Annotated in this window: 18 protein-coding genes; 6 read left to right on the plus strand and 12 right to left on the minus strand. The window is 69.0% G+C overall.

The genetic code is table 11. The features are described 5' to 3' along the window. Positions 1 to 3: 3 nt before the first annotated feature. From ACFVW6_RS00765 to ACFVW6_RS00785, 5 genes are all read right to left on the minus strand, one after another. Positions 4 to 1,437, minus strand: a complete 1,434-nt coding sequence (locus ACFVW6_RS00765; RefSeq protein WP_378824363.1) for a threonine/serine exporter ThrE family protein — start codon at positions 1,435 to 1,437, stop codon at positions 4 to 6. Positions 1,438 to 1,641: 204 nt separating this feature from the next. Further along, positions 1,642 to 2,760: a nitronate monooxygenase family protein gene (locus tag ACFVW6_RS00770; RefSeq protein ID WP_355275173.1), complete on the minus strand. Its 1,119-nt coding sequence runs from the start codon at positions 2,758 to 2,760 to the stop codon at positions 1,642 to 1,644. A gap of 44 nt (positions 2,761 to 2,804) precedes the next feature. Then, positions 2,805 to 4,163: a wax ester/triacylglycerol synthase family O-acyltransferase gene (locus ACFVW6_RS00775; protein WP_378824360.1), complete on the minus strand. Its 1,359-nt coding sequence runs from the start codon at positions 4,161 to 4,163 to the stop codon at positions 2,805 to 2,807. A 222-nt stretch (positions 4,164 to 4,385) separates the two neighbouring features. Further along, a complete protein-coding gene (locus ACFVW6_RS00780; RefSeq protein WP_378824358.1) occupies positions 4,386 to 5,213 on the minus strand; it encodes a hypothetical protein in 828 nt (275 codons plus the stop codon). A gap of 79 nt (positions 5,214 to 5,292) precedes the next feature. Beyond that, on the minus strand, positions 5,293 to 5,742 hold the full coding sequence (locus ACFVW6_RS00785) for a MarR family transcriptional regulator (protein ID WP_357341991.1): 450 nt from the start codon (positions 5,740 to 5,742) through the stop codon (positions 5,293 to 5,295). 106 nt (positions 5,743 to 5,848) lie between these two features. On the opposite strand from ACFVW6_RS00785, the gene ACFVW6_RS00790 reads away from it, so the two are divergent. Both ACFVW6_RS00790 and ACFVW6_RS00795 read left to right on the plus strand, forming a co-directional pair. After that, positions 5,849 to 7,027 (plus strand): MFS transporter, encoded by a 1,179-nt coding sequence (locus ACFVW6_RS00790; protein WP_355275166.1) that lies wholly within the window; start codon positions 5,849 to 5,851, stop codon positions 7,025 to 7,027. Positions 7,028 to 7,147: 120 nt separating this feature from the next. Further along, positions 7,148 to 8,041 (plus strand): DMT family transporter, encoded by an 894-nt coding sequence (locus ACFVW6_RS00795; protein WP_378824353.1) that lies wholly within the window; start codon positions 7,148 to 7,150, stop codon positions 8,039 to 8,041. 57 nt (positions 8,042 to 8,098) lie between these two features. Here the strand turns inward: ACFVW6_RS00795 and ACFVW6_RS00800 are convergent, their stop codons facing one another. The 3 genes from ACFVW6_RS00800 to ACFVW6_RS00810 form a co-directional block, all read right to left on the minus strand. Further along, complete coding sequence (locus tag ACFVW6_RS00800) at positions 8,099 to 9,784, minus strand: cutinase family protein (RefSeq protein WP_378824351.1); 1,686 nt, start codon at positions 9,782 to 9,784, stop codon at positions 8,099 to 8,101. Between the two features lie 185 nt (positions 9,785 to 9,969). Then, entirely contained in the window at positions 9,970 to 10,965 is a 996-nt protein-coding gene (locus tag ACFVW6_RS00805) for a 1-aminocyclopropane-1-carboxylate deaminase/D-cysteine desulfhydrase (RefSeq protein ID WP_378824348.1), read from the minus strand. Positions 10,966 to 10,997: 32 nt separating this feature from the next. Next, on the minus strand, positions 10,998 to 11,801 hold the full coding sequence (locus ACFVW6_RS00810; protein WP_378824346.1) for an alpha/beta fold hydrolase: 804 nt from the start codon (positions 11,799 to 11,801) through the stop codon (positions 10,998 to 11,000). A gap of 216 nt (positions 11,802 to 12,017) precedes the next feature. Here ACFVW6_RS00810 and ACFVW6_RS00815 point away from each other — a divergent pair, with 216 nt between their 5' ends. Both ACFVW6_RS00815 and ACFVW6_RS00820 read left to right on the plus strand, forming a co-directional pair. Further along, on the plus strand, positions 12,018 to 13,286 hold the full coding sequence (locus ACFVW6_RS00815; RefSeq protein ID WP_378824342.1) for a serine hydrolase domain-containing protein: 1,269 nt from the start codon (positions 12,018 to 12,020) through the stop codon (positions 13,284 to 13,286). Positions 13,287 to 13,289: 3 nt separating this feature from the next. Beyond that, on the plus strand, positions 13,290 to 14,069 hold the full coding sequence (locus ACFVW6_RS00820) for a class I SAM-dependent methyltransferase (RefSeq protein ID WP_378824340.1): 780 nt from the start codon (positions 13,290 to 13,292) through the stop codon (positions 14,067 to 14,069). A 15-nt stretch (positions 14,070 to 14,084) separates the two neighbouring features. Here the strand turns inward: ACFVW6_RS00820 and ACFVW6_RS00825 are convergent, their stop codons facing one another. Genes ACFVW6_RS00825 through ACFVW6_RS00835 form a run of 3 tightly spaced genes read right to left on the minus strand, consistent with a single transcriptional unit; the run spans position 14,085 to position 16,997 of the window. Next, entirely contained in the window at positions 14,085 to 14,624 is a 540-nt protein-coding gene (locus ACFVW6_RS00825; protein WP_378824338.1) for a hypothetical protein, read from the minus strand. A 59-nt stretch (positions 14,625 to 14,683) separates the two neighbouring features. After that, on the minus strand, positions 14,684 to 16,366 hold the full coding sequence (locus tag ACFVW6_RS00830) for a DUF885 domain-containing protein (protein ID WP_387790379.1): 1,683 nt from the start codon (positions 16,364 to 16,366) through the stop codon (positions 14,684 to 14,686). A 55-nt stretch (positions 16,367 to 16,421) separates the two neighbouring features. Further along, the gene (locus ACFVW6_RS00835; protein ID WP_378824332.1) at positions 16,422 to 16,997 is read right to left on the minus strand and encodes a TetR/AcrR family transcriptional regulator; all 576 of its coding nucleotides are present in this window, start codon (positions 16,995 to 16,997) and stop codon (positions 16,422 to 16,424) included. An 85-nt stretch (positions 16,998 to 17,082) separates the two neighbouring features. Between ACFVW6_RS00835 and ACFVW6_RS00840 the strand changes: the two genes are divergently transcribed. Both ACFVW6_RS00840 and ACFVW6_RS00845 read left to right on the plus strand, forming a co-directional pair. Next, positions 17,083 to 17,718: an NAD(P)-dependent oxidoreductase gene (locus tag ACFVW6_RS00840; protein WP_378824329.1), complete on the plus strand. Its 636-nt coding sequence runs from the start codon at positions 17,083 to 17,085 to the stop codon at positions 17,716 to 17,718. A 466-nt stretch (positions 17,719 to 18,184) separates the two neighbouring features. Beyond that, complete coding sequence (locus ACFVW6_RS00845) at positions 18,185 to 19,261, plus strand: multicopper oxidase family protein (protein ID WP_387790896.1); 1,077 nt, start codon at positions 18,185 to 18,187, stop codon at positions 19,259 to 19,261. Between the two features lie 31 nt (positions 19,262 to 19,292). Here the strand turns inward: ACFVW6_RS00845 and dnaB are convergent, their stop codons facing one another. After that, positions 19,293 to 21,614 (minus strand): replicative DNA helicase, encoded by a 2,322-nt coding sequence (gene dnaB, locus ACFVW6_RS00850; protein WP_378825646.1) that lies wholly within the window; start codon positions 21,612 to 21,614, stop codon positions 19,293 to 19,295. Positions 21,615 to 22,016 lie beyond the last annotated feature (402 nt).

The raw sequence follows: 22,016 nt of genomic DNA on the forward strand, positions 1-22,016 counted from the left end.
GCCTCAGCTGTCTGGGTCGGAACGCTCGGCGGCCTCGGCCTGATGCTGCCAGGGCAGGTGCCGGCCCTGTGGCAGCATCGAATCGATGATCGGGCCCACATTCGGGGTGCGCGTCGAGGACAGACCCGAGCCGACCATCACCCCGAGCGCGATCGACATCACCGACAGCAGTGCCGACACCACCACCTCGAGTCCGCTCGCGGCGGTGGTGCCGGTGGTGTGCATGACGACCTCGGACACCCCGGTCAGGCTGATGCCGCCGGGCACCAGCATCCAGAACGCGGGCAGGAACGCCACCTGCCGCGGCGGCGCGTGCTTGCGCCCCTGGATCAGATAGGCGGCGGGCACCGCCATCAGGCCGCCGAGGAAGGCGCCCGTGAGCGGCCCCGACAGCGTCTTGCCGACGAACTGGGCCAGGTAGGTGACATAGAGGACGAGCAGCAGCCAGCCCACCGAGTTCTGCGGCGCGCTCGAGCGCCACGAGTGCCCGAAGCCGATCAGCAGCACCCCGATCAGGGGCGCCCACCAGCCCAGCTGGGCCTGGCTGACCGCCGGATTCGACAGCGGTCCGAGCACACTGATGCCCACGTAGAGCCCGAAGGCCAGCAGGAACAGCATGTTGATGCCGTAGACCACCCGGCTCGCGCCCGCGACCATCGACCCGGTCGCCAGCTCGATGGTGCCGTTGGTAAGCATCGCGCCGGGCAGCAGCGTGGCGATCGCCGGAATCACCAACTGGGTGGGCTGCCCACCCGAGAGCGTGCCGGGGAAGCCGAACGCCAGCACCGCGACCAGCGCCGCCGCGATCACCGGCAGGGCCAGTGACAGCAGCCGGACCTTGTCGGCGAGCTGGGTCAGCGCGCCGACGACCAGCCCGAGCACCACGTACCCGACCAGCGCCCTGGCCGCCGGATTGAGCATCATCCCCAGCCCGACGGTCAGTACCACCTGGCCGAGCAGGATCAGCCACGGTGGGCTGCCCGGTTTCGCCGACAGGATCGCGTCGAGTTCCCTCGCCGCGTCCCGTGGCGGCGGCGCGTCCGCCTCGATGTGGTCGATGAGCCGGTAGAGCCCGGCGATCTGGTCCAGCGGCAGCGTGCCGACCGAGGCGTCGAGCATGTCGATCGCGGATCCCTCCGCGGTGCGCACCCGCACGAACACCGCGGTGGGCAGCACCATGAAGTGGATGTTGTCGGTGCCGTAGCGCCTGGACAGCTTGTCGAGGATCTCCTGCACCCGCGCCGAGGTCTCGCTGGCGCCGACGAGCGCGACGCCGATGCGGCACAGCAGACTCAGCAGCTCGGCGGGCACCGGTGGCTCGTCCGGATGCGGTGGTGACGGCGCGCCCGCCGCGTAGTCGGCCCTGACCCTGGCGATGGCGCGGGCGACCCTGCGCCGCGTCGCCGTCCAGGAGGAACCCTTGCCGTCCGAAGCCATGTCACCGCCCGCAGTGTTTCGGAGCGCTGGCGCGCTCGAGTCGCGGCCCCTGGTGTCCCGCCGGTCAGGCAACGGCGCCTGACCGGCGGGACGGCCGCGACGGCCGACTGCGTCGGCCTGCCCCTCCGCGAGGTCGGGGCGTGCGGGGTCGTGCTCTTCGGGGCCGGGTAGCCGGTAGCTGAAAGGTTACCCGAGCCCCGGTGCTCAGCCGTTGAGCTTGGTCAGCCGGTCGTAGGCGGTGACGTACTCCTCGACCAGACGGTTGACCACGTCGGCGCTGCGCTCGACCTTGTTCATCATGCCGACGACCTGGCCGACCGGGTTGAAGTTCACATCCTTGGCCGCTTCGGGGTAGCGGTGGCCGCGCTTCACGCCGTCGAGGGCGACCATCATCTGCAGCGGCATCGGCAGCGGGTCGGGGTTCTCGGTGTCCTCCCACGCGTCGGTCCAGTCGTTGCGCAGCATGCGGCAGGGCTTGCCGGTCCAGGAGCGCGAGCGGATGGTGTCGTGGCTGGTGGCCTCGAGGTAGGTGTCCATCTGCGCGGGCGGCACATTGGCCTCCTCGACGGTCAGCCACAGCGAGCCGGTCCACGCGCCCGCCGCGCCCATCGCCAGCGCCGCCGCGACCTGCGCGCCGTTGCCGATGCCGCCGGCGGCCAGCACCGGGGTGTCGCCGATCGCCTCGATCACCTGCGGCCACAGCACCAGCGAGGACACCTCACCGCAGTGGCCGCCGCCCTCGGTGCCCTGGCAGACCACGAAGTCCAGCCCGGCCGCCTTGTGGTTCATCGCGTGCTTGACCGAACCGCAGAGCGCGCCGATCACCCGGCCGGAGTCCTGGATGCGCTTGACGACGTCCTCGGGCGGGGTGCCGAGCGCGTTCGCGACCAGCTTCGCCTTCGGGTGGTTCAGGATCACGTCCACCTGCGGGCCCGCGGTGGTCGCGGTCCAGCCGAGCAGCTCGTTGTGGTGCTCACCGTCGGGCAGCGCCGGCACGCCGTGGTCGGCCAGGATCTTCTGCGCGAAGTCGCGATGGCCCTGCGGAACCATCTGCGCCAGCTGCTTTTCCAGCTGTTCGGGGGTCAGGCCTTCCACGCCCTTGCCCTCGTACTTCGACGGGATCACCAGGTCGACGCCGTAGATGCCGTTGACGTGCTCGTCGAGCCAGGCCAGCTCCACTTCGAGCTGTTCGGCGGTGAAGCCGACGGCGCCGAGCACGCCGAGTCCGCCCGCGTTGCTCACCGCTGCCACGACATCGCGGCAGTGCGTGAAGGCGAAGATGGGGAACTCGATGCCGAGCTGTTCGCAGAATTCGGTACGCATACCGAACTGTAACACGTTCTATTTTGCTCGATAAGGGCCAATTTTCAGGCCGCCGCGGCCTCCAGTTCGGTCAGCGAATCCTCCAGGTGATCGAGCAGTCGATGCAGGTCGGGCAGGGTGCGGCGGCAGCCGACCAAACCGAAATCGAGATTGTCGCCATTCGAGGTGAGGGTGATGTTCACGGCCTGGCCGTCCAGCGGGATGGACAGCGGATAACTCGCGTCCAGCCGCGCGCCGTTCCAATACAGCGGCTCCCGCGCGCCCGGCACATTCGAGATGACGATATTGAACGGCGGCGTCGCCATCGAGGCGAAGCCGGGCAGCAGCATCGCCGCCATCGGGCTCAGCATCACCCCGGCGACCGCGAGTGTCTGGGCGGGCGTCAGCGAGCGGTAGACCTCCTTGTTGCGCCGGGTCGACTCGCTCACCACCCGCAGCCGCTCCAGCGGATCGGCGACATCGGTACCCAGGTTGCACAGCAGTGCCGCGATCTTCACGCCCTGGGTGTCGGTGTCGTCCTCGTCGCGCAGCGACATCGGCACCATCGCGATCATCGGCTTGTCCGGCAGGGCGTCGCGCTCGAGCAGGTAGGCGCGCAGCGCGCCGGCCGACATCGCCAGCACCACATCGTTGACGGTGGTGCCGGTCGCCTTCTTCACCTGCTTGACCCGGTCCATCGACCAGGTGCGCACCACGCATTTGCGGGCGCCGCCGATCGGCACGTTGAACAGCGTGCGCGGCGCCTCGAACGGCAGTGTCAACTGCTGCTGGAGCAGTCCGGTGCGGGTCGCCTTCATCAGCGCCGCGGTCGAGGAACCCGCCGAGCCGAGGCCGCCGAGCAGTCCGCCCAGCCGGGAGCGCTGTTCGCGCGGCGCGGCGTTTCGCTGCTTACGCGGCAGGTTCCACGGCGTCTTGATCTCGGTCGCGAAGGGATCGGTGGTGAGCGTGCGCCGCAGTAATCGCTGCGCGGAGACGCCGTCGATCAGCGAGTGGTGCATCTTCGAGTAGAGCGCGAACCGGCCGTCGGCCAGGCCCTCGACGAAATGCATCTCCCACATCGGGCGGTGCCGGTCGAGCAGGGCGCTGTGCAGGGTCGAGGCGTGGTCGAGCAAATGCTCGATCCGGCCCGGCGCGGGGAGCGCGCTGCGCTGGAGGTGGAAGTCCAGGTCGACGTCGTCGTCCTGGGTCCAGGCCAGCTGCGGTGCGCCGAGCCAGGTGGCGGGGCGCTTGCGGAAGGTCGGCCGAAAGGTCTTGTCGGCGAGCAAGATTTCGCGGAACTCGCGCAGATAGTCCGGCCCCGCGTCCTCGGGCGGCTCGAACAATTGCAGTGAGCCCACATGCATCGGGTGCTCACGGGATTCCGCGAGCAGGAACAGCGCATCCAACGGCGCGATGAACTCCATAACAGATCGCCCCCTGACGAGAGTGGTTCGGTGCAAGTCTGTAGACGATCGACCACGCTGTCGGGTCGGCACTGTGACGCATCACGTGCCGCCTCCCAAGTTACCTGCCCCATCCCGCCGGCGTCAGGTGAACGGCGACACCGCCGCACGTCCGACACGGTTGTGCGCTCCACCCAGCGAACTGGACGGTCGCGCAGATCAGGCGGTGTTTCCGGGTTCGGGTCAGACCTTCGCCGGCTCGGCCTGGCGGGCTTCGGCCGGGGGCTCGACGGCGTCGGCCAGGCGCAGCACGGCGGTGTGCTCCTCGACCGGCTGCTCGAAAGGCGCTTCCTCGACGGGGGTTTCGACGACCGGCTCGGCGGCCGCCTCGGCGACGGGCTCCGCGACCGGCTCGGCCACCTGCGGCTCGGGCGCCGGAACGGGCGCGACCGCAGGGCCTTTCGTGGTGGCGATGTCGATGCCGAGCTCGACCCTGGTCGTCTCCACCAGCGCCCGCTCCTGCTCGGCCGCGTGCCGCATGGCCTTCTGCCACAGCGAGGCCATCTCCTCCAGCTCCTCGACCGTGGCCTCCACATCGATGTGCAGCTTCAGCCGCTGCATGGTGATGTGCTGGGCGGCGGTCAGGGTGCGCAGCAGGTCTTCGCACTTGTTCGGGATCCGGCGGTGCGCCACGACCCGCAGCCGGGTCAGCATGGCGGTCGGGCGGTCCCAGATCACCTTGTGGATCTGGGCGCCGACGCCGTCGATCTCCTCCGCGGTGACGAGGTCCCACTCCCCGCAGCTGGTCAGATCGGCGCGCACCGAGGCCGAGGTCTCGAGGATGGCGGCGACCGCGGCGAGCACCGCCTCCCGGCGCCACGCCTCGTGATCGCGCTGGTCACCCACCATGTTCGACAGCTCGACATTGCGCTGCGCGGCGTCGAGTGCCTGCCTGCCGCGCTCGTCGGCCGCCGCGATGCCCTCGCGGTGGGTGCGGTTGTTGGCGATGACACCGACCAGAACTGCGGCGGCGACGACGAGCGAACCGAGGAGTGGGAGCCACTGAGTCACCCGCCGATCATTGCACCGAGGCACCGCACAGTCACCATGATCGGCGCGTTGCCTGGCGATGTCGTACGGAGTGTCGCGGTCAGCGGGGTGCCGGAACCCGGTGCAGGAAGCCGACGAGCGGCGCCAGTTCGGGGATCTGCTCGGCGTCCGAAAGTGCTTGTTCCAGTACCCGATCGTGCGTCGGGCGGGCCTTTTCGTAGGCGGCCCTTCCGGTTTCGGTGAGCTCGGTGTAGATGCCGCGCCGGTCGTCCGCGCACAGCACCCGGACCAGGAAGCCGCGATCCTCCAGCCGGTTCACCAGCCGGGTCGTCGCGCTGGCCGACAGCGCCGCCGCGCGGGCCAGCTGCGAGATGCGCATGTGCCAGCCGTCCTGGCGGGCCAGCGCGTCGAGGACTGTGTATTCGACGACCGACAGCTCGTGCTCGCGCACCAGCTCGCGCTCCAGCGCGCTCTCGATGTGCCCGTGCAGTGCGGCCAGGGTGCGCCAGCCGGTCGCCCGCACCTCGACGGCGTCATCCGCAATACCCATGGGCCGAGTATAGCTGGCGGTTGCAATAGAGCGCGTGTGCAACTATCGTCGCCTAGAGTTAGTTGCATACGCGTGATATCGGCGTAGAACGGAAGGAAGCGCTCACATGCCACTCGGTCTCATCGCCCTCGCGCTCGGGGGCTTCGGCATCGGACTCACCGAGTTCGTCATCGCCGGTCTGCTCTCGGCGGTGGCCGACGACATGGCAGTCTCCGTGCCGACCGCCGGCTACCTCATCTCCGGTTACGCGCTGGCCGTCGTCGTCGGCGCGCTCGCGCTCACCCCGGTGGTCAGCCGGTGGCAGCCCAAGCGGGCATTGCAGCTGCTCATGGTGCTGTTCACGGTCGGCAACGCCGCCTCGGCGCTGGCGCCCGGCTACGCGGCGCTGCTCGGCGGACGGGTGCTCGCCGCGCTCGCGCACGGCGCGTTCTTCGGTATCGGCGCGGTGCTGGCGGCCTCACTGGTGGCGCCGGCGAAGAAGGCGGGCGCCATCTCGATCATGTTCGGCGGGCTCACCATCGCCAATGTGCTCGGCGTTCCGCTCGGCACGTTCATCGGTCAGCAGTGGGGCTGGCGGGCCACCTTCGCGGTGATCACCGTCGTCGGGCTGGTCGCGCTGGCCGGCATCACCGCGCTGGTCCCGGACGCGCCCGCGGCGAGCGCGCGGCCGGATCTGCGGGCCGAGCTGGCGGTGTTCCGCAACGGTCAGGTCTGGTACTCGCTGGCGATGACCGTGCTCGTCTTCGGCGGCATGTTCGGGGCGTTCATGTACATCGAGCCGCTGCTCACGCGGGTCACCGGGTTCTCCGACGGCGTCGTCCCGTGGCTGCTGGTGCTCTTCGGTGTCGGCTTGTTCTTCGGCAATCTGTTCGGCGGCCGCTGGGCCGACCGCGCGCTGACCCGCACCCTGCTCGCGCTCACCCTGGCCCTCGGCCTCGCGCTGGTCGCCTTCGCGCTGCTCGCCGACCACAAGCTCGCCGCGCTCCTGCTGCTGCCCGCCATGGGCTTCTTCGGCTTCGGCGCGACGCCCGGCCTGCAGATGCGCGTGCTCGACCACGCGGCCGCCGCGCCGACGCTCGCGTCCTCGGCGAACATCGCCGCGTTCAATGTCGGCAACTTCCTCGGCGTCTGGCTGTCGGGGCTGGCGATCGGCGCGGGCTTCGGCTGGGTCTCGCCGCTGTGGGTCGGTGCCGGGTTCGCCGCCACCGGGCTGGTCGTGCTGATCGCGGCCACCCGCGGCCCGCGCACCGCGGCGCCCGCGGTCCGGGAGTCCGTCGCGGTCTAGTCGCGGTGGCCGGATGTTGACGAAATATGTCACTCCGGCCACTCGGCCGACCACCGTGCCAAATCATAGGATGACCCGGGCGAGAGTGGACCTCGCCGCGGAACGAAACGGTGGTGATCGGTGAGTAAGCGCGGATGGGTGCTGTTCCTGGCGCTCGGCGTGATCTGGGGCGTGCCCTACGCGATGATCCGGATCGCGGTCGAGAGCGTCGACCCGGTGGTCGTCGCCTTCGGGCGCACCGCGATCGGCGGCCTGCTCCTGCTGCCGATCGCCCTGTACACCAAGGCCTTCCGCGGCGTGCTCGCTCGCTGGCGAATGCTGCTGGCCTACACCGCGATCGAGATCGTCGGCCCGTGGGTACTGCTCGGTTACGCCGAGCAGACCCTGCACAGCTCCACCGTCGGCCTGCTCGTCGCGGCGGTGCCGCTGATCGCGATCGTCATCGTGACCCTGCTCGGCCACGACCGCTTCGACGGCCGCCGCACCGTCGGCCTGCTCATCGGCTTCGCCGGCGTCGCCGCGCTGGTCGGCCTCGACCTCGACCTGACCGACCCGATGGCGCTGACCGCCGTCGCGGTGACCACGGTCGGCTACGCGATCGGCCCGATCATCTACGACCGCACCCTCGCCGACCTGCCCGCGCTCGGCGTGGTCACCGCGTCGCTGCTGCTCGCCGCCCTCGTCTACACCCCGTTCACGGCCGCGTCCTGGCCCGCCCACATCCCCGCCGACGCCGCCTGGTCGATTCTCGGCCTGGCCGTGATCTGCACGGCCACCGCGTTTCTCGTCTTCTTCGCGCTCATCGCCGAGGTCGGCCCGGCACGCGCCACCGTCATCACCTACATCAATCCGGCCGTCGCCATCGTGCTCGGCGTCGCGGCGCTGGGCGAACCGCTGACGATCGGCATGGCGATCGGATTCCCGCTGGTCGTCATCGGATCGATCATCGGCACCCGGCGGACCGCGCGGGTGCGCGACGCGCTCCCCGAACCGGTCGCCGAACCCACCTCCTGACACGAAAATCCCCGGTGGGCAACGAAAACGCTGCCCACCGGGGATCGTCCGGTCAGATCAGTTCGCCGGCGCCGTGGTGGTCGTGGTGCTCGTCGGCGCGACGGTCGTGGTCGGTGCCACCGTCGTGGTCGGCGCGGGCGCCGTGGTGGTGGTGGCCTTCGGCGCGGGGGCCTCGGCCTGGTTGGTCACCGGTTCCGGGGCCTGCGTCGTGGTGGACGGCGCGGTGGTCGACGGCGTCGTGGTGCTCGGCGTGGTCGTCGTCCCGGTCGACGAGGTGGTGGTCGGCGTCGTCGTCTTGGCGGTGCTGGTCGCCGACTTCGACGTCGTTGTGCTCGCCGCCGCCGCCGTGGTGGTGGTCGTGGCCGGCTTGGTCGGTGCGGCCAGCGCGGCGGTCACGTCGGCATCGGTCGGCGCCGACTTGGTGTTCACCGTCTCGCCCGCCTGCGCCTGCTTGGCCAGGTGGGTCAGCCACGCCGCGGCGTACTCGGCCGAGGTCATCGGCTTGCCGTTGGCGGCGTCGGAGTCACGCCAGTAGTCGAAGTGATGACCGGTGCCGTTCGGGCCGAGCGTCAGCTGGTACGGGTCGCTCATCGCCACCGGGATGGTGTTCTGGTTCGTCACGATCAGCCCGACGATCTCGTTGAACACCTTCTGCGGCAGGTACGCCAGCGGCGAGACCTGCTCGGCCGCGATGGTGTCGGCCTTGGCCGGTGCCTTCGTCTCACCCGGCTTGTAGTCCGGGTCCGACACCTTCAGCAGCACATCGAGAAAAGTCTCGTCGCTGGCCATCCAGTTCGGGTTGGCGGCGATGTCGGAGAAGGCGGCCATCGCGATCCGGCCGAGGGTGAAGGCCATGTCCTGGCCGGTGGCCGGGGTCAGGCCGTCGCGCTGCAGGTCGTCGACGTTGATCTGCCGCCCGACATTGGCGGCCAGCTGGAGCAGGGAGATGTTCTCCGGCGCCGCGCAGGTGAGGTCGCCCTCGGAGCAGAAGGAGGCGATCTTGCCGTTCAGCGCGCCGAAGCCGCCGCCGGTGGTCACGCCCTGGCCCGAGACCGGCTTGGTGCCGTTCTGGTACTTCTGGTCGAAGCCGTCCGGGTTGGCGAAGGGGTCCTCGGCGCCGATGAACGGGCCTTCCCCGGCCTTGCGACCGGCGTCGGCGAACATCACCACGCCGAGCACGTCGTCGGGGTCGACGACCGAGTAGCCGTCGGCGGGGTTGTCGTTGCCGATGCCCTCGGCGACGCGGCGCACCACGTCGGCGCCCTCGCTGTAGCCGACGATGGAGAACTTGGTGTCCGGGCAGGCGGCGGAGATCTCGCGCATCACCTGCTGGGTGTTGGCCACGCCCTGGTTGACCGCGTCCTCGTAGGTCCGCATGTCCGCCGGGTAGGCGATGTAGATGGCCGCGTACTGGCCCTCGGCGAGGTCGTCGCGCGGGGCGTTCACCACCGGGTCGACCCACACGCTGCTGTGATCGCCCGACAGCGCCGCGGGCAGCGGGTTGCCGTTCGCGTCGAGCAGCATCGCCGTCGTCCCCTCGACGGGGGTGTCGTTGCGGCCCGCCACCGAGATGGTCACCATCTCGCGGCACTCGGTCACCGAGGTGGTCAGCTGGTAGGAGGGGGACTCGGGCTGCGACGTCACCGCGAACGACGCGGCGACGATGGCCGCGACACCCAGCGCCGCCGGTGCGGCGACAGCCGAAGCGATGCGATGTTTCGCAAGGAACTCGCGCAGATTCATGGTGTGATCCCGTTCGAATGACCTACAGGTGGGCAGGCCCCCCGACGGGCCGTTTGTCACGACCTTTGTCGTCCCACCTCGGAAGATCGTTACTGCCGCGAACAGGAATAAGGTGCCCCCGATTCCGGGGCATCCGGCCCGGCTCCCGGACTTCGTGCTGGTAGGAGCCGTTCACTCGAGCCGTCTCAGCGAGGACCGTTGGTATTGAGGAACACCACGACGCCGTCCCCGAGCGCGCCGTCGGCATCGAGCGCGAGCGTCGCCGCCATCGCCTTCGCGGTATAGACGGGTTCGAGGTGCAACCCGGCCTCGGCGGCCAGCGCCTCGGCCCGCGCGCCCTGCGCGGTGGGGTGGCCGTAGCCGGCGCCGAGCTGGTCCTCGACGAGGATCAAGCGGTCGGCCGACAGCGTCAGCTCCGGCAGCCGCGCACCGCGCGCCCGCAGCAGCGCCGCGGTCCGGCGGGCCGAGCGCAGCAGGGTTTTCGCGTCGAGCCGGAGCTGATCGTTGACGACAACGCCGACCACCCGCGTCGACAACCCCGCCAGCTCGAGTCCGAGCAGCAACCCGGCGGCGGTCCCGCCCGAACCGATCGCGGTGACGATGTGCGTCGGCTCCGGCACCACCCCCGCGGCCACCTGATCGGCGAGTTCCAGCGCCGCCTCGACATAGCCGAGCACCCCGACCGTCGACGACCCACCCGCGGGCAACAGATACGGCAGCTTGCCGCCCGACGAGTGCCGTGCCAGCAGGTACGGCACCGCGGCGATCGTGCGCGCCTTGGTGTGGGTGAAATGCAGGGTGGCCCCGCTGCGTTCGAGCCGCGCCAGCTGGGCGCGCACATGGTCGTCGATCGGCTGATCGACCAGCGCCAGCGCGGTGCGCAGTCCGTGCTCCCTGGCGTACAGCGCGGTCGCCAGGCCCCAGTTCGTCCCGAGCCCGCCGACGGTGAGGATCGTGCGCCGCCCCCGCCTGCGGGCATCGGGGAGCAGCCATTCGAGCTTGCGGATCTTGTTCCCGCCCCAGCCGCCGTCGCCGAACTCGCCGTCGTCCGCGAGCCACAGCTGGGCTCGGCCGACGGCGAGTTCGGGCAGCGGGCGCAACGGGGTCGGTCCGGTGCCGAGCCGCAGATGCGGCAGAGTGTCGCGGAGCTCGCCGAACCGTTGGTGCAGTAGTGCGGTCATACCCGTGACTAGATCACCGCATCCCGTCCTTGTCACCCGTCCAGTTCCGCGACCTCGCGCACCGAGTCCGCGATGGCCCGGAAGTCCTTGCGCAGGATGGCACCGTGGTTGCTCGGCACCTTCGCGCCGATCCGGATGTTCGGATTGCGGGTGGTCGCCGCGTCGAGTCCGCTGCGGATCTTCTCCTGCTCGTCGCGCTTGCTGCCGAACGAGGTGCCCGAGGCCACCACGTAGCGCACCGGCACGGTGATCGCGTCCAGCACCGGACCCAGTTCGCTGGTCCGCGACAGCTTGCCGAGCTCGATATTGCTCTCGGCCTGCTGCGCCGCCGTCATCCGCGGGGCCAGGCCGGTCGGGCGCATCAGCGGCATGAACCAGCTCAACCGCTTGAACAGCGTGCGGATCCGCTCCTCCATGGCGTCGTCGAGCCAGTCGTACGGGAAGGCGCCGTCGACCAGCACCGCGCCGATGGCCCGCTCCGGGTTCCGCTCGGCCCAGTGCGCGCCGACGACGGCGCCGTAGGACCAGCCGACCACCAGCGCCCGCTCCACACCCCTGGCCGCCAGCACCGCGTCGACATCGCGCACGGCGGCCTCGAAGGAGTAGTCGGCGGACAGCTTCGACTTCTTGCCACGCGCCCGCTCGTCGAAGGTGATGTGCCGGAACCCGGGGCCCAGCTCGGCGATGGTCTTGCGCCAGTAGCCCTGGGTGGCGAACTGCCCGTTCAGGTACAGCACCGCGATCCCGTCGCCGCCGGTATCGGTGACGGCCAGCTCCGTGTCGTCGACGGCCACCATGCCGGTCCAGGCGGTGGGGTTCGTGTGTCGTGCGGTCATTCGGGATCACCCTCTCGGTTCGTGCTCGTTGATTGCGACAACTGTCGCGAGCCGACCTGACACCGACCTGACACCCGGCTGACGCGCCCGCTGATACCGCGCCGCGCGGGGTCTCGCCGCGGCGCCGCGGTCGCCATAGAATTGGCTGTTCGCTCGCACCACATTTCGGAGGACACCAGAACAAGCAAATTTTCCAGGTACTCAGGAAGGTGACCAATGTCGGTTTCTCGGAATGTTCTGGTGTTCGTCTGCACGCTGGGTCTGCTGGCCGCGTGTTCGTCGAACGACACCGCGCCGGATTCGACCGCGACCGCCCGCCCGACATTCTCCAGCGATGACCCGGCCAAAGCCGATGCCATCATGAAGATCGTCGACGACTACATGGCGCAAGCGCACCTCAAGTCGGTGATCGTCCGGGTGACGATCGACGGCAAGGAGATCGTCACCGCGGCCAGGGGCGAGTCGATGACCGGCGTGCCCGCCACCACCGACATGCATTTCCGCAACGGCGCCGTCGCGATCTCCTATGTGTCGACGCTCCTGCTGATCCTGGCCGACGAGGGAAAACTGAGCCTCGACGACAAACTCTCGAAATACCTGCCCGATATTCCCAACGCCGACCGCGTGAATCTGCGACAGCTGGCCCAGATGACTTCGGGCTATCACGATTTCGTGCTCGGAAACGAGAAATTCGCCGAGATCGCCTACGCGGATCCCTACAAGGCGTGGACCACCCAGGACCAGCTCGCGCTCGCGATCGACGACCCCCTGTGGTTCGAACCGGGAACCAACTGGGCCTACGCGCACACCAACTACGTCCTGCTCGGATTGGCGCTGGAGAAGGTCACCGGTAAGTCGCTCGCGGATGCGTTGCAGGAGAAAGTACTCGGCCCGCTCGACCTGAAGAACACCGTGCCGAACCTGACCCCCTATATCCCCGAGCCGGTCCTGCACACGTTCACCTCGGAGCGCCGCGAGTACTTCTCGTTGCCTGCCGATATCCCCTTCTACGAGGAGTCGACCTACTGGAATCCGTCGTGGACGATCAGCCACGGCGCCATCCAGACCAGCGATATCCACGACCTCGAACGCAGCGCCGTCGCCATCGGCAGCGGCGAACTGCTCTCCGACGAGTCCTACCGGGCGATGACGACCACCGACCTGCGCGGCAAGACCACGGCGGTTCCCGGCTGCGTCAACTGCCGCCCGCTCGACGATTTCCAGACCTACGGCCTCGGCCTCTGGCTCACCGGCGACTGGTCCTTCCAGAACCCGCTGTTCTACGGCGGCGCCGCGGTCAACGCCTACCTGCCGTCGGAGAAGATCGCGATCGCGGTCGCCGTCACCTTCCTGCCCGAGGCGTTCAGCGCCACCGGCGGCTACGCCAACGGCGGTGACGCGCTGTTCCGCAAGATCGGCGCGTACCTCGCGCCCGACGACGCCCCACCGGTCAAGCAGGACGCGCCAGCGCAGGGCGGGTCGTAGCCGATGGCCGACTGGGACGGCGCCGGCTACGCCCACATCAGCGCGCTCCAGCGGACGATGGCGACGGCAGCGGTCGAGTCCGTCACGGTCGCGGGGGCCGAGCGCGTGCTCGACGTCGGGTGCGGCGACGGCTACGTGTCGCGCCTGATCGCGACCCGGGTTCCCGAAGGTTCCGTCCTCGGCGTCGACCCGTCGCCACGGATGATCGAGGTCGCCCGCACCGCCGACGACCAGCTCACGAACGTCGATTTCCAGGTCGGCGACGTCACGACCATGGCCTTCGACCACGAATTCGACCTCGTCGTCTCGTTCAACGCCCTGCACTGGGTGGTCGACCAGGAGACCGCCTACCGTCACATCGCCGCCGCGCTCGCCCCCGCCGGACGCGTCCTGGTGCAGTACGTCTGCGCAGGCCGACGCCCGAGCGTCGAGTCCGTCGCTATGGCGGTCACCGCCGACGCGCGGTGGTCGGCGGCCTTCGCCGATTTCCCGCGCCCCTACGTGCACATCGACCCCGACGCGCTCCCCGCGATCGCGGCGAGCGCCGACCTCGACGTCACCGCGCGATCCGTCACCGACCGGGAATGGGACTTCGGCTCCCGCGACGCCTTCACCCGCTGGTGCACCGTCGGTTTCGCGGACTGGACCGCCCGCCTCCCCGCCGCCGACGTCCCCGCTTTCGTGCACGAGGTCGTCGACCGCTACGAGGCCGTCATCGGCAGGCCCGGCCTGTTCCGATTCCTGCAGATGCGGGCCGAACTCACGCGCCGCGCGAACGAATAAGCGCCCCGGGCGGTATCACCAGAGGTCGACCCACTGCGGCCGCTGCGGCACATCGAATCCGGCCGCGCGCCCGCGCACCAGCACCGGTATCTCAGCACCGACGGCGTACCGCCGCACCATCTCTTTCGCGGTCGAGCGCCGGAACTCGTTCATCGCGAACCGCTTTCGCAGCCGGTGTTCGGCCCCTGTTTCCGGGTGGGTGAACGTCGCCTCGATATGCACGCGATGAGTGGCGAACGGATTGTTGTTGGCGCGCGTCACCCGGTGACCGGAATCGGTCACCGTCGCGATCACCGAAGCGGCCGTCCTGCGCAAATACGCCCGCCGCGCCTGCCAGACGATCGCGAGGACCAGCGGCCACGTGAGGAGCGCGAACAGCATCCCGCCCAGGAACCCGAACACCACCGCGACGGACTCGTCCGCCCACCGCGCGAGCATCATCGCGACCCGGAGCACGCCGGAGAAGTACAGCGCGGCGGCCAGCGCCGACACGATCCAATACACCGGCACGACCGGGCTGAACAGCGTTTTCATCCCCACCCTGATTTCCGTCATCGGCAACCGGCCGATCCTCCCACTGGATAGTAGCGATCGGACTGTCCGGCCGGTGATCGTCAGCCTTCGCTCGCGGCGAGCTGCGCGCGCAGCGTATCCATCCCCATGCCGCCCATGCGTAACGCGCGGGTGTGGAATTCTTTCAGCGAGAACGATTCTCCGGCACGGCTCCGCGCCTCCTCGCGAGCGGCGAGCCATCCGCGCTCACCCAATTTGTACGCCGGCGCCTGACCCGGCCAGCCCAGATAGCGGTCGATCTCGAAACGTGCCCTGGCCGGTTCGGTCAGCGCGCGGGTCAGCAGAAACTCCAGACCGAGCTCGGGGGTCCACCGTTCGCCCTCGTGGAATCCGGTGCCCGCGGGAATCGTCAACTCCAGATGCATGCCGATATCCACGATCACCCGTGCGGCACGGAGCAATTGTTCGGTCAGCATCCCGAACAGGTCACCGTCATCGCTCAGATAGCCGAGTTCGCGCATGAGCCGCTCGGCGTATAGCGCCCACCCCTCGCTGTGCCCGTCGACGAACGACAATATGCGCTGATATCTGTTCAGCCCGTCCGCCGTGAGCACGGTGATCGCGTGCAGATGATGCCCCGGCACCCCCTCGTGATAGACGACGCTGACCTCCCGCCAGGTGCTGAACTGCTCCTTGCCCGCCTCGAGCGACCACCACATGCGCCCCGGCCGCCGCAGATCCTCACTCGGCCCGAGGTAATACGCGCCGACGCCCCCGCCCGGCGGCGCGATCCTGCACTCCAGCGGGCCCGCCGCCGCGGGAATGTCGAAATGCGTGCCGCGCAATGCCGTCAGCGCCGCGTCGGCGGTGCGCTGTAACCACGCTTCGAACGCGGCGGCACCGTGTATCCAGTACTTCGGATCGGCATCGAGCACCGCCGCCGTTTCGGCCGGCGTCTTCCCCGGCGCGATCCGAGCGGCGACAGCGCGCATGTCGGCTTCGATCTCGGAGAACTCGCGCCATCCCCAGTCATAGGCTTCCCGCGGATCGATATCGGCGCCGGTGAAATACCGTGACCACAGCCGATACGTCCGCTCGCCCACCGCGTCCGCGACAGGCGCCCGCGGTGCCAGCTCGTTCCGCAGGAAGTCGGCGAACTCGCCATAGGCCGAATCGGCCGCGCGCGCAGACTGTTCCAGCTCATCGACCGGCGCACCGGCCACCTCGCGAGCGGGGGCGATCAAGCCGGTGAAGAAGCCGAGGTCACCGCGGCGGCCCGCCCAGGTTTCGGCCTGCTCGGCGGTCTTGTCGAGCTGCCGCCGCGCGGAGATCCGGCCGTCCTCGGCCGCCGCCACCAGCGAAGCCCGCACTCCGCGAAGAGCGTCGGGCACCTGTCCCATCCGCGCGGCGATCACCGCCCACTCCGCGGCTGTCTCGGTGGCCATCAGATCGAACACCATCCGGATGTCCTGCGCCGGACTGGCGATCACATTGAGCGAGGCCGCCCGCAGCCCCGCATCCTGCACCTCGAGTTCGCTCCCCAGGCGTTCACAGAACACCGCCTTGGCCACCCGTTCGCTGTCGGAGCCGGGGTCGATCGCGGCCATGTCGCCCAACGCCTTCCGGGCGACCTCCGCCCGCAGCCGATGCCCCGCGGGCGAATAGTCGGTCAGCCGATCCGCGTACCCGGCGATCCCGAACAGCGTCGCCTGCACCGGATCGGCAGCCGCGTACTCCGCGACATACCGATCACAGACCTCGTGCACCCCCGAAGCGGATTCCATACCGCCACGCTAACCGCCGGGAGCACACGATCTGCCCGGCCGTGACGGCCTGCGCTCAGCTCGGAGTCGGATCCAAGTGCGCGAGCAGCGGGCGCACCAGGGCCTCGGCGGCGGACTGGGGAGCTTCGGGGTCGTCGGCGACGTAGCGCAGGAATCCCTGCTGGAAGCAGGCGCCCATCAGGAGCGCGGCCACGGCGTCGGGATCCGCGTCGGCCGCGACCCGCCCCAGACCCTGCTCGGCGCGCAGGTACTTCGCCAAGTTCTCGACGACAGCATGGGGACCGGCGTCGTACTTGCGCATGCCGTCACGGGTGGCGGCCATGAGTGTGGGCTGCGACGCGATCGAGGCCATCATCGGGAAGCCTCGCTGATAGAACCGCAGGCCGCCGTGCACGACGTCGATCAGGTTGGCTTCCACCGTTGCCGCGCCCGGGGTCGGCGCACCGGAGAAGGCCGGCATGCGCTCGCTCAGCACGAACTTGAGCAGCTCGTCCTTGTCGCGAAAGTACTTGTAGATCAAAGGTTCTGAACACCCGGCCACCCTGGCGATCTCCTTGGTGGTGGTTCCGGCCACACCTCGCGTCCGCATGGCTTCCGCGGCCGCGTCGAGGATCCGTTCCCGCGCACTCATCAAAGCTCTCCTCTTGACAGGTTAGTGAACGCTCACCATCATAGAGGTTAGTGAATATTCACTAACCCCTAGCGAGGAGAAACCCATGAAGATCACCGTGCTCGGCGCGAACGGCGGCACAGGCACCGAGATCGTCCACCAGGCACTGGCGGCCGGTCATGACGTGACGGCCGTTGTTCGCGACCCCGCGAAAATGCCCGGCGACCTTCGTGACCGAGTCGACCTCGTCACCGCTGATCCGATGAACGCCGGCGACCTTCGCGACGCTGTGGCAGGCCGCGATGTCGTCCTTACGGCTATCGGCGGTCGTGAGATGCGTGCGCCGACCAGCGTCTGCGCCGACAGCATCCGCGCGGTGATCGCCGCACTGGGCGCCCGCGGCCGACTGGTGATGGTCAGCAACAGCGCCATGGCCCCTGGGCCCGGCGACGACTCGTTCACCCGCTTCGTCGTCAAACCGCTGATCCTGCGCCCGCTGCTGCGAGGCGCGCTTGCCGACATGGCCGAAGCCGAACTGCACCTGCGCAATTCGAGCCTGGATTGGACCGTCGTGCGCGCCGGCCGGCTGACCGACGGGCAGGGCAAGGGCCGCTATCGCAGCGCGGTGGACCGCAATGTCCTGGGTGGCTTCCAGATCGGCAGGGCGAATCTCGCCACGGCGATGCTCGACGCCGCAGGCAATCCGGCCTCGATCGGCCAGGTCATCTCCGTCGCCAACTGAGCATCGGACGAATCCTTCCTTCCATCCCTGACAGGAGCTCCGATGCGTACCCGCATCAGCAATGTCCCCCGGTGGCCGCTACCGCTGTTCCGGGCAATCGTGACGACTGCGGCGGTGCTGGTCTTCGCCCAAGCCGCCCTGGCCGGCGGCTTCCTGGCCGGACACTTCGAGGCCTTGGCCACGCACAGCCGCAACGGCACCCTGGTGACACTGGTGTTCGGAGTTCAGCTCGGGTGCGCGGTGCTGCTGTGGCGCAAGGGCGGTGCCCCCGCGTGGCCCGCCCGGGCCGCGGTCGTTCAGTTATCGATCGCGGGGGCGCTGATCCCGCTCGGCGCGGAACGTGTGCTGGCGATACACATTCCGCTCGCGGTGGGATTGACCATAGCTGGCTCCCGTCTACTCCGATGCAACCACCGACCACTACGAAATCATCCAGCGCACAGCGCAGCTCGACATCCTGCCGAGCCTGCGCACCGAAGCGTGGACCTACCACGGAACCTTCCCCGGACCGACCATCCGGGCGAGATCCGGACGGGCGACCTCGGTGCGCCACCGCAACGAACTGCCCCACCCGACGGTGGTGCACCTGCACGGCGGGCACACACCCGCCGACAGCGACGGCTACCCGATGGACCTGATCCTCCCTATCGGCACGACCACCACACCCCAGCGGAGCCACGGCCACGGCACCACCGGCACGACGGCCGCGCCCGCCTACGGCGAACGCACCTACCTGTATCCGAACCGTCAACGCGCCGCATCGCTCTGGTATCACGACCACCGGCACAGCTTCACCGGGCCGGCGGTCTGGCGTGGCCTGGCCGGATTCCACTTGATCGGCGACGACATCGAAGACGCCCTGCCGCTACCGCGCGGTGACCGTGACATCCCCCTGCTCATCAGCGACCGCTCCTTCGCTGTCGACGGCTCGTTCGCCTCGGAGGCTTGCTCGACCGGTCGATCCGCCACAGCCACATCGACATCTCCCCCCGCTGAACGATTCGACGTGATCATCGACTTCAGCGCGTACTCGCCCGGCACATCGGTCCGATTACGCAACATCCTCGACACCGGCCCGGCTGCCGACATCATGCGCTTCGACGTCACCGGCTCACTGCGCCGCGATGACACCACCGTCCCCGATCAGCTCGCCCCCTTGGAGCGACTGGATCCGGCTGCTGCCGTCGCCGAACGCACCTTCCTGTTCCAGTTGGGCCCGGCCGGATGGTCGATCAACGGCGCGCCCTACCAGCCTGGCCGTGCCTTGGCGCAACCACGCCTGGGCGCCGTTGAAATCTGGCGCTTCATCACCGATTTCCACCACCCGGTACACGTCCACCTCGACCCGTTCCAGGTCGTCTCCCGGAACAACCGCCCACCCGGACCCTTCGACAGAGGCTGGAAAGACACTGTCGACGTCCGCCCAGCCGAAGCCGTCGAAGTCGCGGTCCGCTTCACCGACTACCCCGGCCCGTTCATGCTGCACTGCCACAATCTCGAACACGAGGACATGGCGATGATGGCCGACTTCACGGTGACGTAGCTCGTCGGGCGGGCCACGATCTGGGCCCGGGTCAGCCCCTGGCCATGTCGACGAAGCGGCTCAGGTGCAGCTGGTGGGCGACGGTGATGGTGGCGGTGGGGCCGTTACGGTGCTTGCCGACGATGAGGTCGGCCTCGCCGCCGCGGGGGTCGTCGCGTTCGAAGGCGTCGGGGCGGTGCAGCAGGATGACCATGTCGGCGTCCTGCTCGAGCGAGCCGGACTCGCGGAGGTCGGACACCATGGGGCGCTTGTCGGTTCGCTGTTCCGGACCACGGTTCAGCTGCGAGATCGCGATCACCGGAACTTCGAGTTCCTTGGCCAGCAGCTTGAGGTGTCGCGAGAATTCCGAGACTTCCTGCTGTCGCGATTCGACCTTCTTGCCCGAGCTCATCAGCTGGAGGTAGTCCACCACCACGAGTTTCAGATCGTGCCGCTGCTTGAGCCGTCGCGCCTTGGCCCGGATCTCCATCATGGTCAGGTTCGGCGAATCGTCGACGAACAACGGCGCCTCACTGATCTCGCTCATCCGCCGAGCCAGCTTGGTCCAGTCGTCGTCACTCATCCGCCCCGACCGCATATCACCGAGCTTGATCTTCGCCTCCGCCGACAACAGACGCATGACGATCTCGGTCCGGCTCATCTCGAGCGAGAAGATGACACTCGCCATCCCATGCTTGATCGAGCAACTCCGCATGAAATCCATGCCGAGCGTGGAGTTGTGGGTCGGCACCATCGAGCGGCCCGCCAGATACAGGTGATCGGCGTTGTCGACCTCGACGCAGCGCACCGGGACGGATTCGACGCGGCGTACGTCCACGATGTACCGCGCATCGGACCGGGCGGTGCTGTGTGAGGCGCGACGCTCCTTGTGCAGCAGCGCCTTGCGGTACAGGCCGAAGACCTCGTCGTCGGTGGCGAAGGTGAGGGTGTAGCAGGTCGAGGACTGTTCGGATCGCCCGCGCACCCGCCTGGTGGTGACTCCGCAGCGGTAACCGAGGCCGACGACGAGTTCCTCGACGTCACGGAACAGACGTTCGTCGGTGACGGCGAACTGCACGGACCCGCCGTGCGTGACGGTCCCGTCGGTGTCGAGCAGCCCGGCCAGCAGCGCCCGGCGCTGCGCTTCGGAAGCGCGCAGGTATTCGCTCGGGATGTGCTTGTCGCCCAGCACCGGTTCGGGGGCGGGCAGCGTCAGCTGGTAGCGGCCGGGTGCGGACGGCGAGGGCGTCGCGACGATGCCTTCGCCCTCGATCCGCGCGACGATCTCCGGGTCGAAGCAGGTGAGCTGCGCGGCTGCGGAGGTGCCGTCGCCGAGCCAGGCGCCGAGGGTGTACGGCGGGACCAGCAGGTCCCTTGTCGGCAGCTGTAGCGGCCGGGTGTTGGTGACGGAGTGGTTGAGTCGCCGGTCCGCGGTCGTGCAGCGCAGCGTGTTCGCGATGTCGGCGGTGGTGCGAACCCCGGGGGTGACCGGATGGCGCCGCGGTCGGCCCGCTGCCGCTTCCTGCGCGGAACGCCGGGATTCCCGGGTGTCGGTGAGCCACTGGTGCTGCTCGTCGGCGACGAGCACTGTCCCGTCGGAGAATTCGATTTCGTAGCAGGGCCGGTCGGTCATGACCTCGGTAGCCGCGACCACCCGCGTGGGGTGACCGTCGGCGTCGAGCAGTTCGTCACCGACGCGGACCTCGCCCATCGTCGTCCACCCGGTCGGTGTCGGCAGCGGGGTGTCCAGCGCCAGTGCCTTACCGACACCGGGGCGGGCCGCGACGATGATCATCTGGCCGGCGTGGAGGCCGTTGGTGAGTTCGTCGAGTTCGGTGAAGCCGGTGGGGACGCCGAGGGAGATGCCGCCGCGGGAGGCGATGGAGTCGATCTCGTCCATGGTGGGCTGGAGGAGTTCTTCCAGCGGGGTGAAGTCCTCGGTGGTGCGGCGCTCGGTGACCTCGTAGATCTCGGCCTGGGCGCGGTCGACGACCTCGGCGACGTCCTGGCCGTCGGCGCCGGCGTAGCCGAACTGGACGATGCGGGTGCCCGCTTCGACGAGGCGGCGCAGGATGGCCTTCTCGGCGACGATCTCGGCGTAGTAGCCGGCATTGGCCGCGGTGGGCACGGTCTGGGTCAGGGTGACCAGGTACGGCGGGCCGCCGATGCGCTTGAGCTCGCCGCGGCGGTCGAGACCGGCCGCGACGGTGACGGGGTCGGCGGGTTCGCCGCGGCCGTACAGGTCGAGGATGGTGTCGTAGACGGCCTGGTGGGCGGGGCGGTAGAAGTCGCCGGGGCGCAGCACCTCGACCACGTCGGCGATGGCGTCCTTGCTCAGCAGCATGCCGCCGAGGACGGACTGCTCCGCGGCCATGTCGTGCGGGGGCTGGCGGCCGAAGTCCTCGCCGGGGGGCTCGGGCGGGAAGTCCGTATGCGCGCGGTCACCGGTGGTAGTCACCAGAATCGACCGTCCTCTCTGCCCGCAGAACCGGGGGTTTCACATCGATGAACTCGTTGTACTCCCGGGCACCGACACGGATGTCAGCAATCGGTTGCCTGCGTGATTCCCGGGGCCGCGCGCAGGGCGATGCGACGAACCTAAGCGACGTTTCCGGGCGTCGCCAACCCGATATGTGCACACAACTGTGGATAACTTGGGGGTAGTTCACCCAGTGTTGTGCAGCTCCTGTGGAAAACGTGGGGAAAACCCAGGTCAGTGCGGTGGAACGCCCTGCTAGGCCCCGTTTTACCCAACCCTCCACCTGTGGATGAAAGA

The organism is Nocardia sp. NPDC058244 (assembly GCF_042882065.1).
Lineage (GTDB): Bacteria > Actinomycetota > Actinomycetes > Mycobacteriales > Mycobacteriaceae > Nocardia.

Coding starts and splice junctions, on each gene's coding strand:
- ACFVW6_RS00825 (WP_378824338.1), bottom strand. CDS start 14,624: ATGACGGAAATCAGGGTGGGGATGAAAACGCTGTTCAGCCCGGTCGTG.
- ACFVW6_RS00770 (WP_355275173.1), bottom strand. CDS start 2,760: ATGCGTACCGAATTCTGCGAACAGCTCGGCATCGAGTTCCCCATCTTC.
- ACFVW6_RS00835 (WP_378824332.1), bottom strand. CDS start 16,997: ATGAGTGCGCGGGAACGGATCCTCGACGCGGCCGCGGAAGCCATGCGG.
- ACFVW6_RS00820 (WP_378824340.1), top strand. CDS start 13,290: ATGGCCGACTGGGACGGCGCCGGCTACGCCCACATCAGCGCGCTCCAG.
- ACFVW6_RS00775 (WP_378824360.1), bottom strand. CDS start 4,163: ATGGAGTTCATCGCGCCGTTGGATGCGCTGTTCCTGCTCGCGGAATCC.
- ACFVW6_RS00765 (WP_378824363.1), bottom strand. CDS start 1,437: ATGGCTTCGGACGGCAAGGGTTCCTCCTGGACGGCGACGCGGCGCAGG.
- dnaB (WP_378825646.1), bottom strand. CDS start 21,614: ATGGCCGCGGAGCAGTCCGTCCTCGGCGGCATGCTGCTGAGCAAGGAC.
- ACFVW6_RS00815 (WP_378824342.1), top strand. CDS start 12,018: ATGTCGGTTTCTCGGAATGTTCTGGTGTTCGTCTGCACGCTGGGTCTG.
- ACFVW6_RS00785 (WP_357341991.1), bottom strand. CDS start 5,742: ATGGGTATTGCGGATGACGCCGTCGAGGTGCGGGCGACCGGCTGGCGC.
- ACFVW6_RS00790 (WP_355275166.1), top strand. CDS start 5,849: ATGCCACTCGGTCTCATCGCCCTCGCGCTCGGGGGCTTCGGCATCGGA.
- ACFVW6_RS00805 (WP_378824348.1), bottom strand. CDS start 10,965: ATGACCGCACTACTGCACCAACGGTTCGGCGAGCTCCGCGACACTCTG.
- ACFVW6_RS00840 (WP_378824329.1), top strand. CDS start 17,083: ATGAAGATCACCGTGCTCGGCGCGAACGGCGGCACAGGCACCGAGATC.
- ACFVW6_RS00810 (WP_378824346.1), bottom strand. CDS start 11,801: ATGACCGCACGACACACGAACCCCACCGCCTGGACCGGCATGGTGGCC.
- ACFVW6_RS00800 (WP_378824351.1), bottom strand. CDS start 9,784: ATGAATCTGCGCGAGTTCCTTGCGAAACATCGCATCGCTTCGGCTGTC.
- ACFVW6_RS00830 (WP_387790379.1), bottom strand. CDS start 16,366: ATGGAATCCGCTTCGGGGGTGCACGAGGTCTGTGATCGGTATGTCGCG.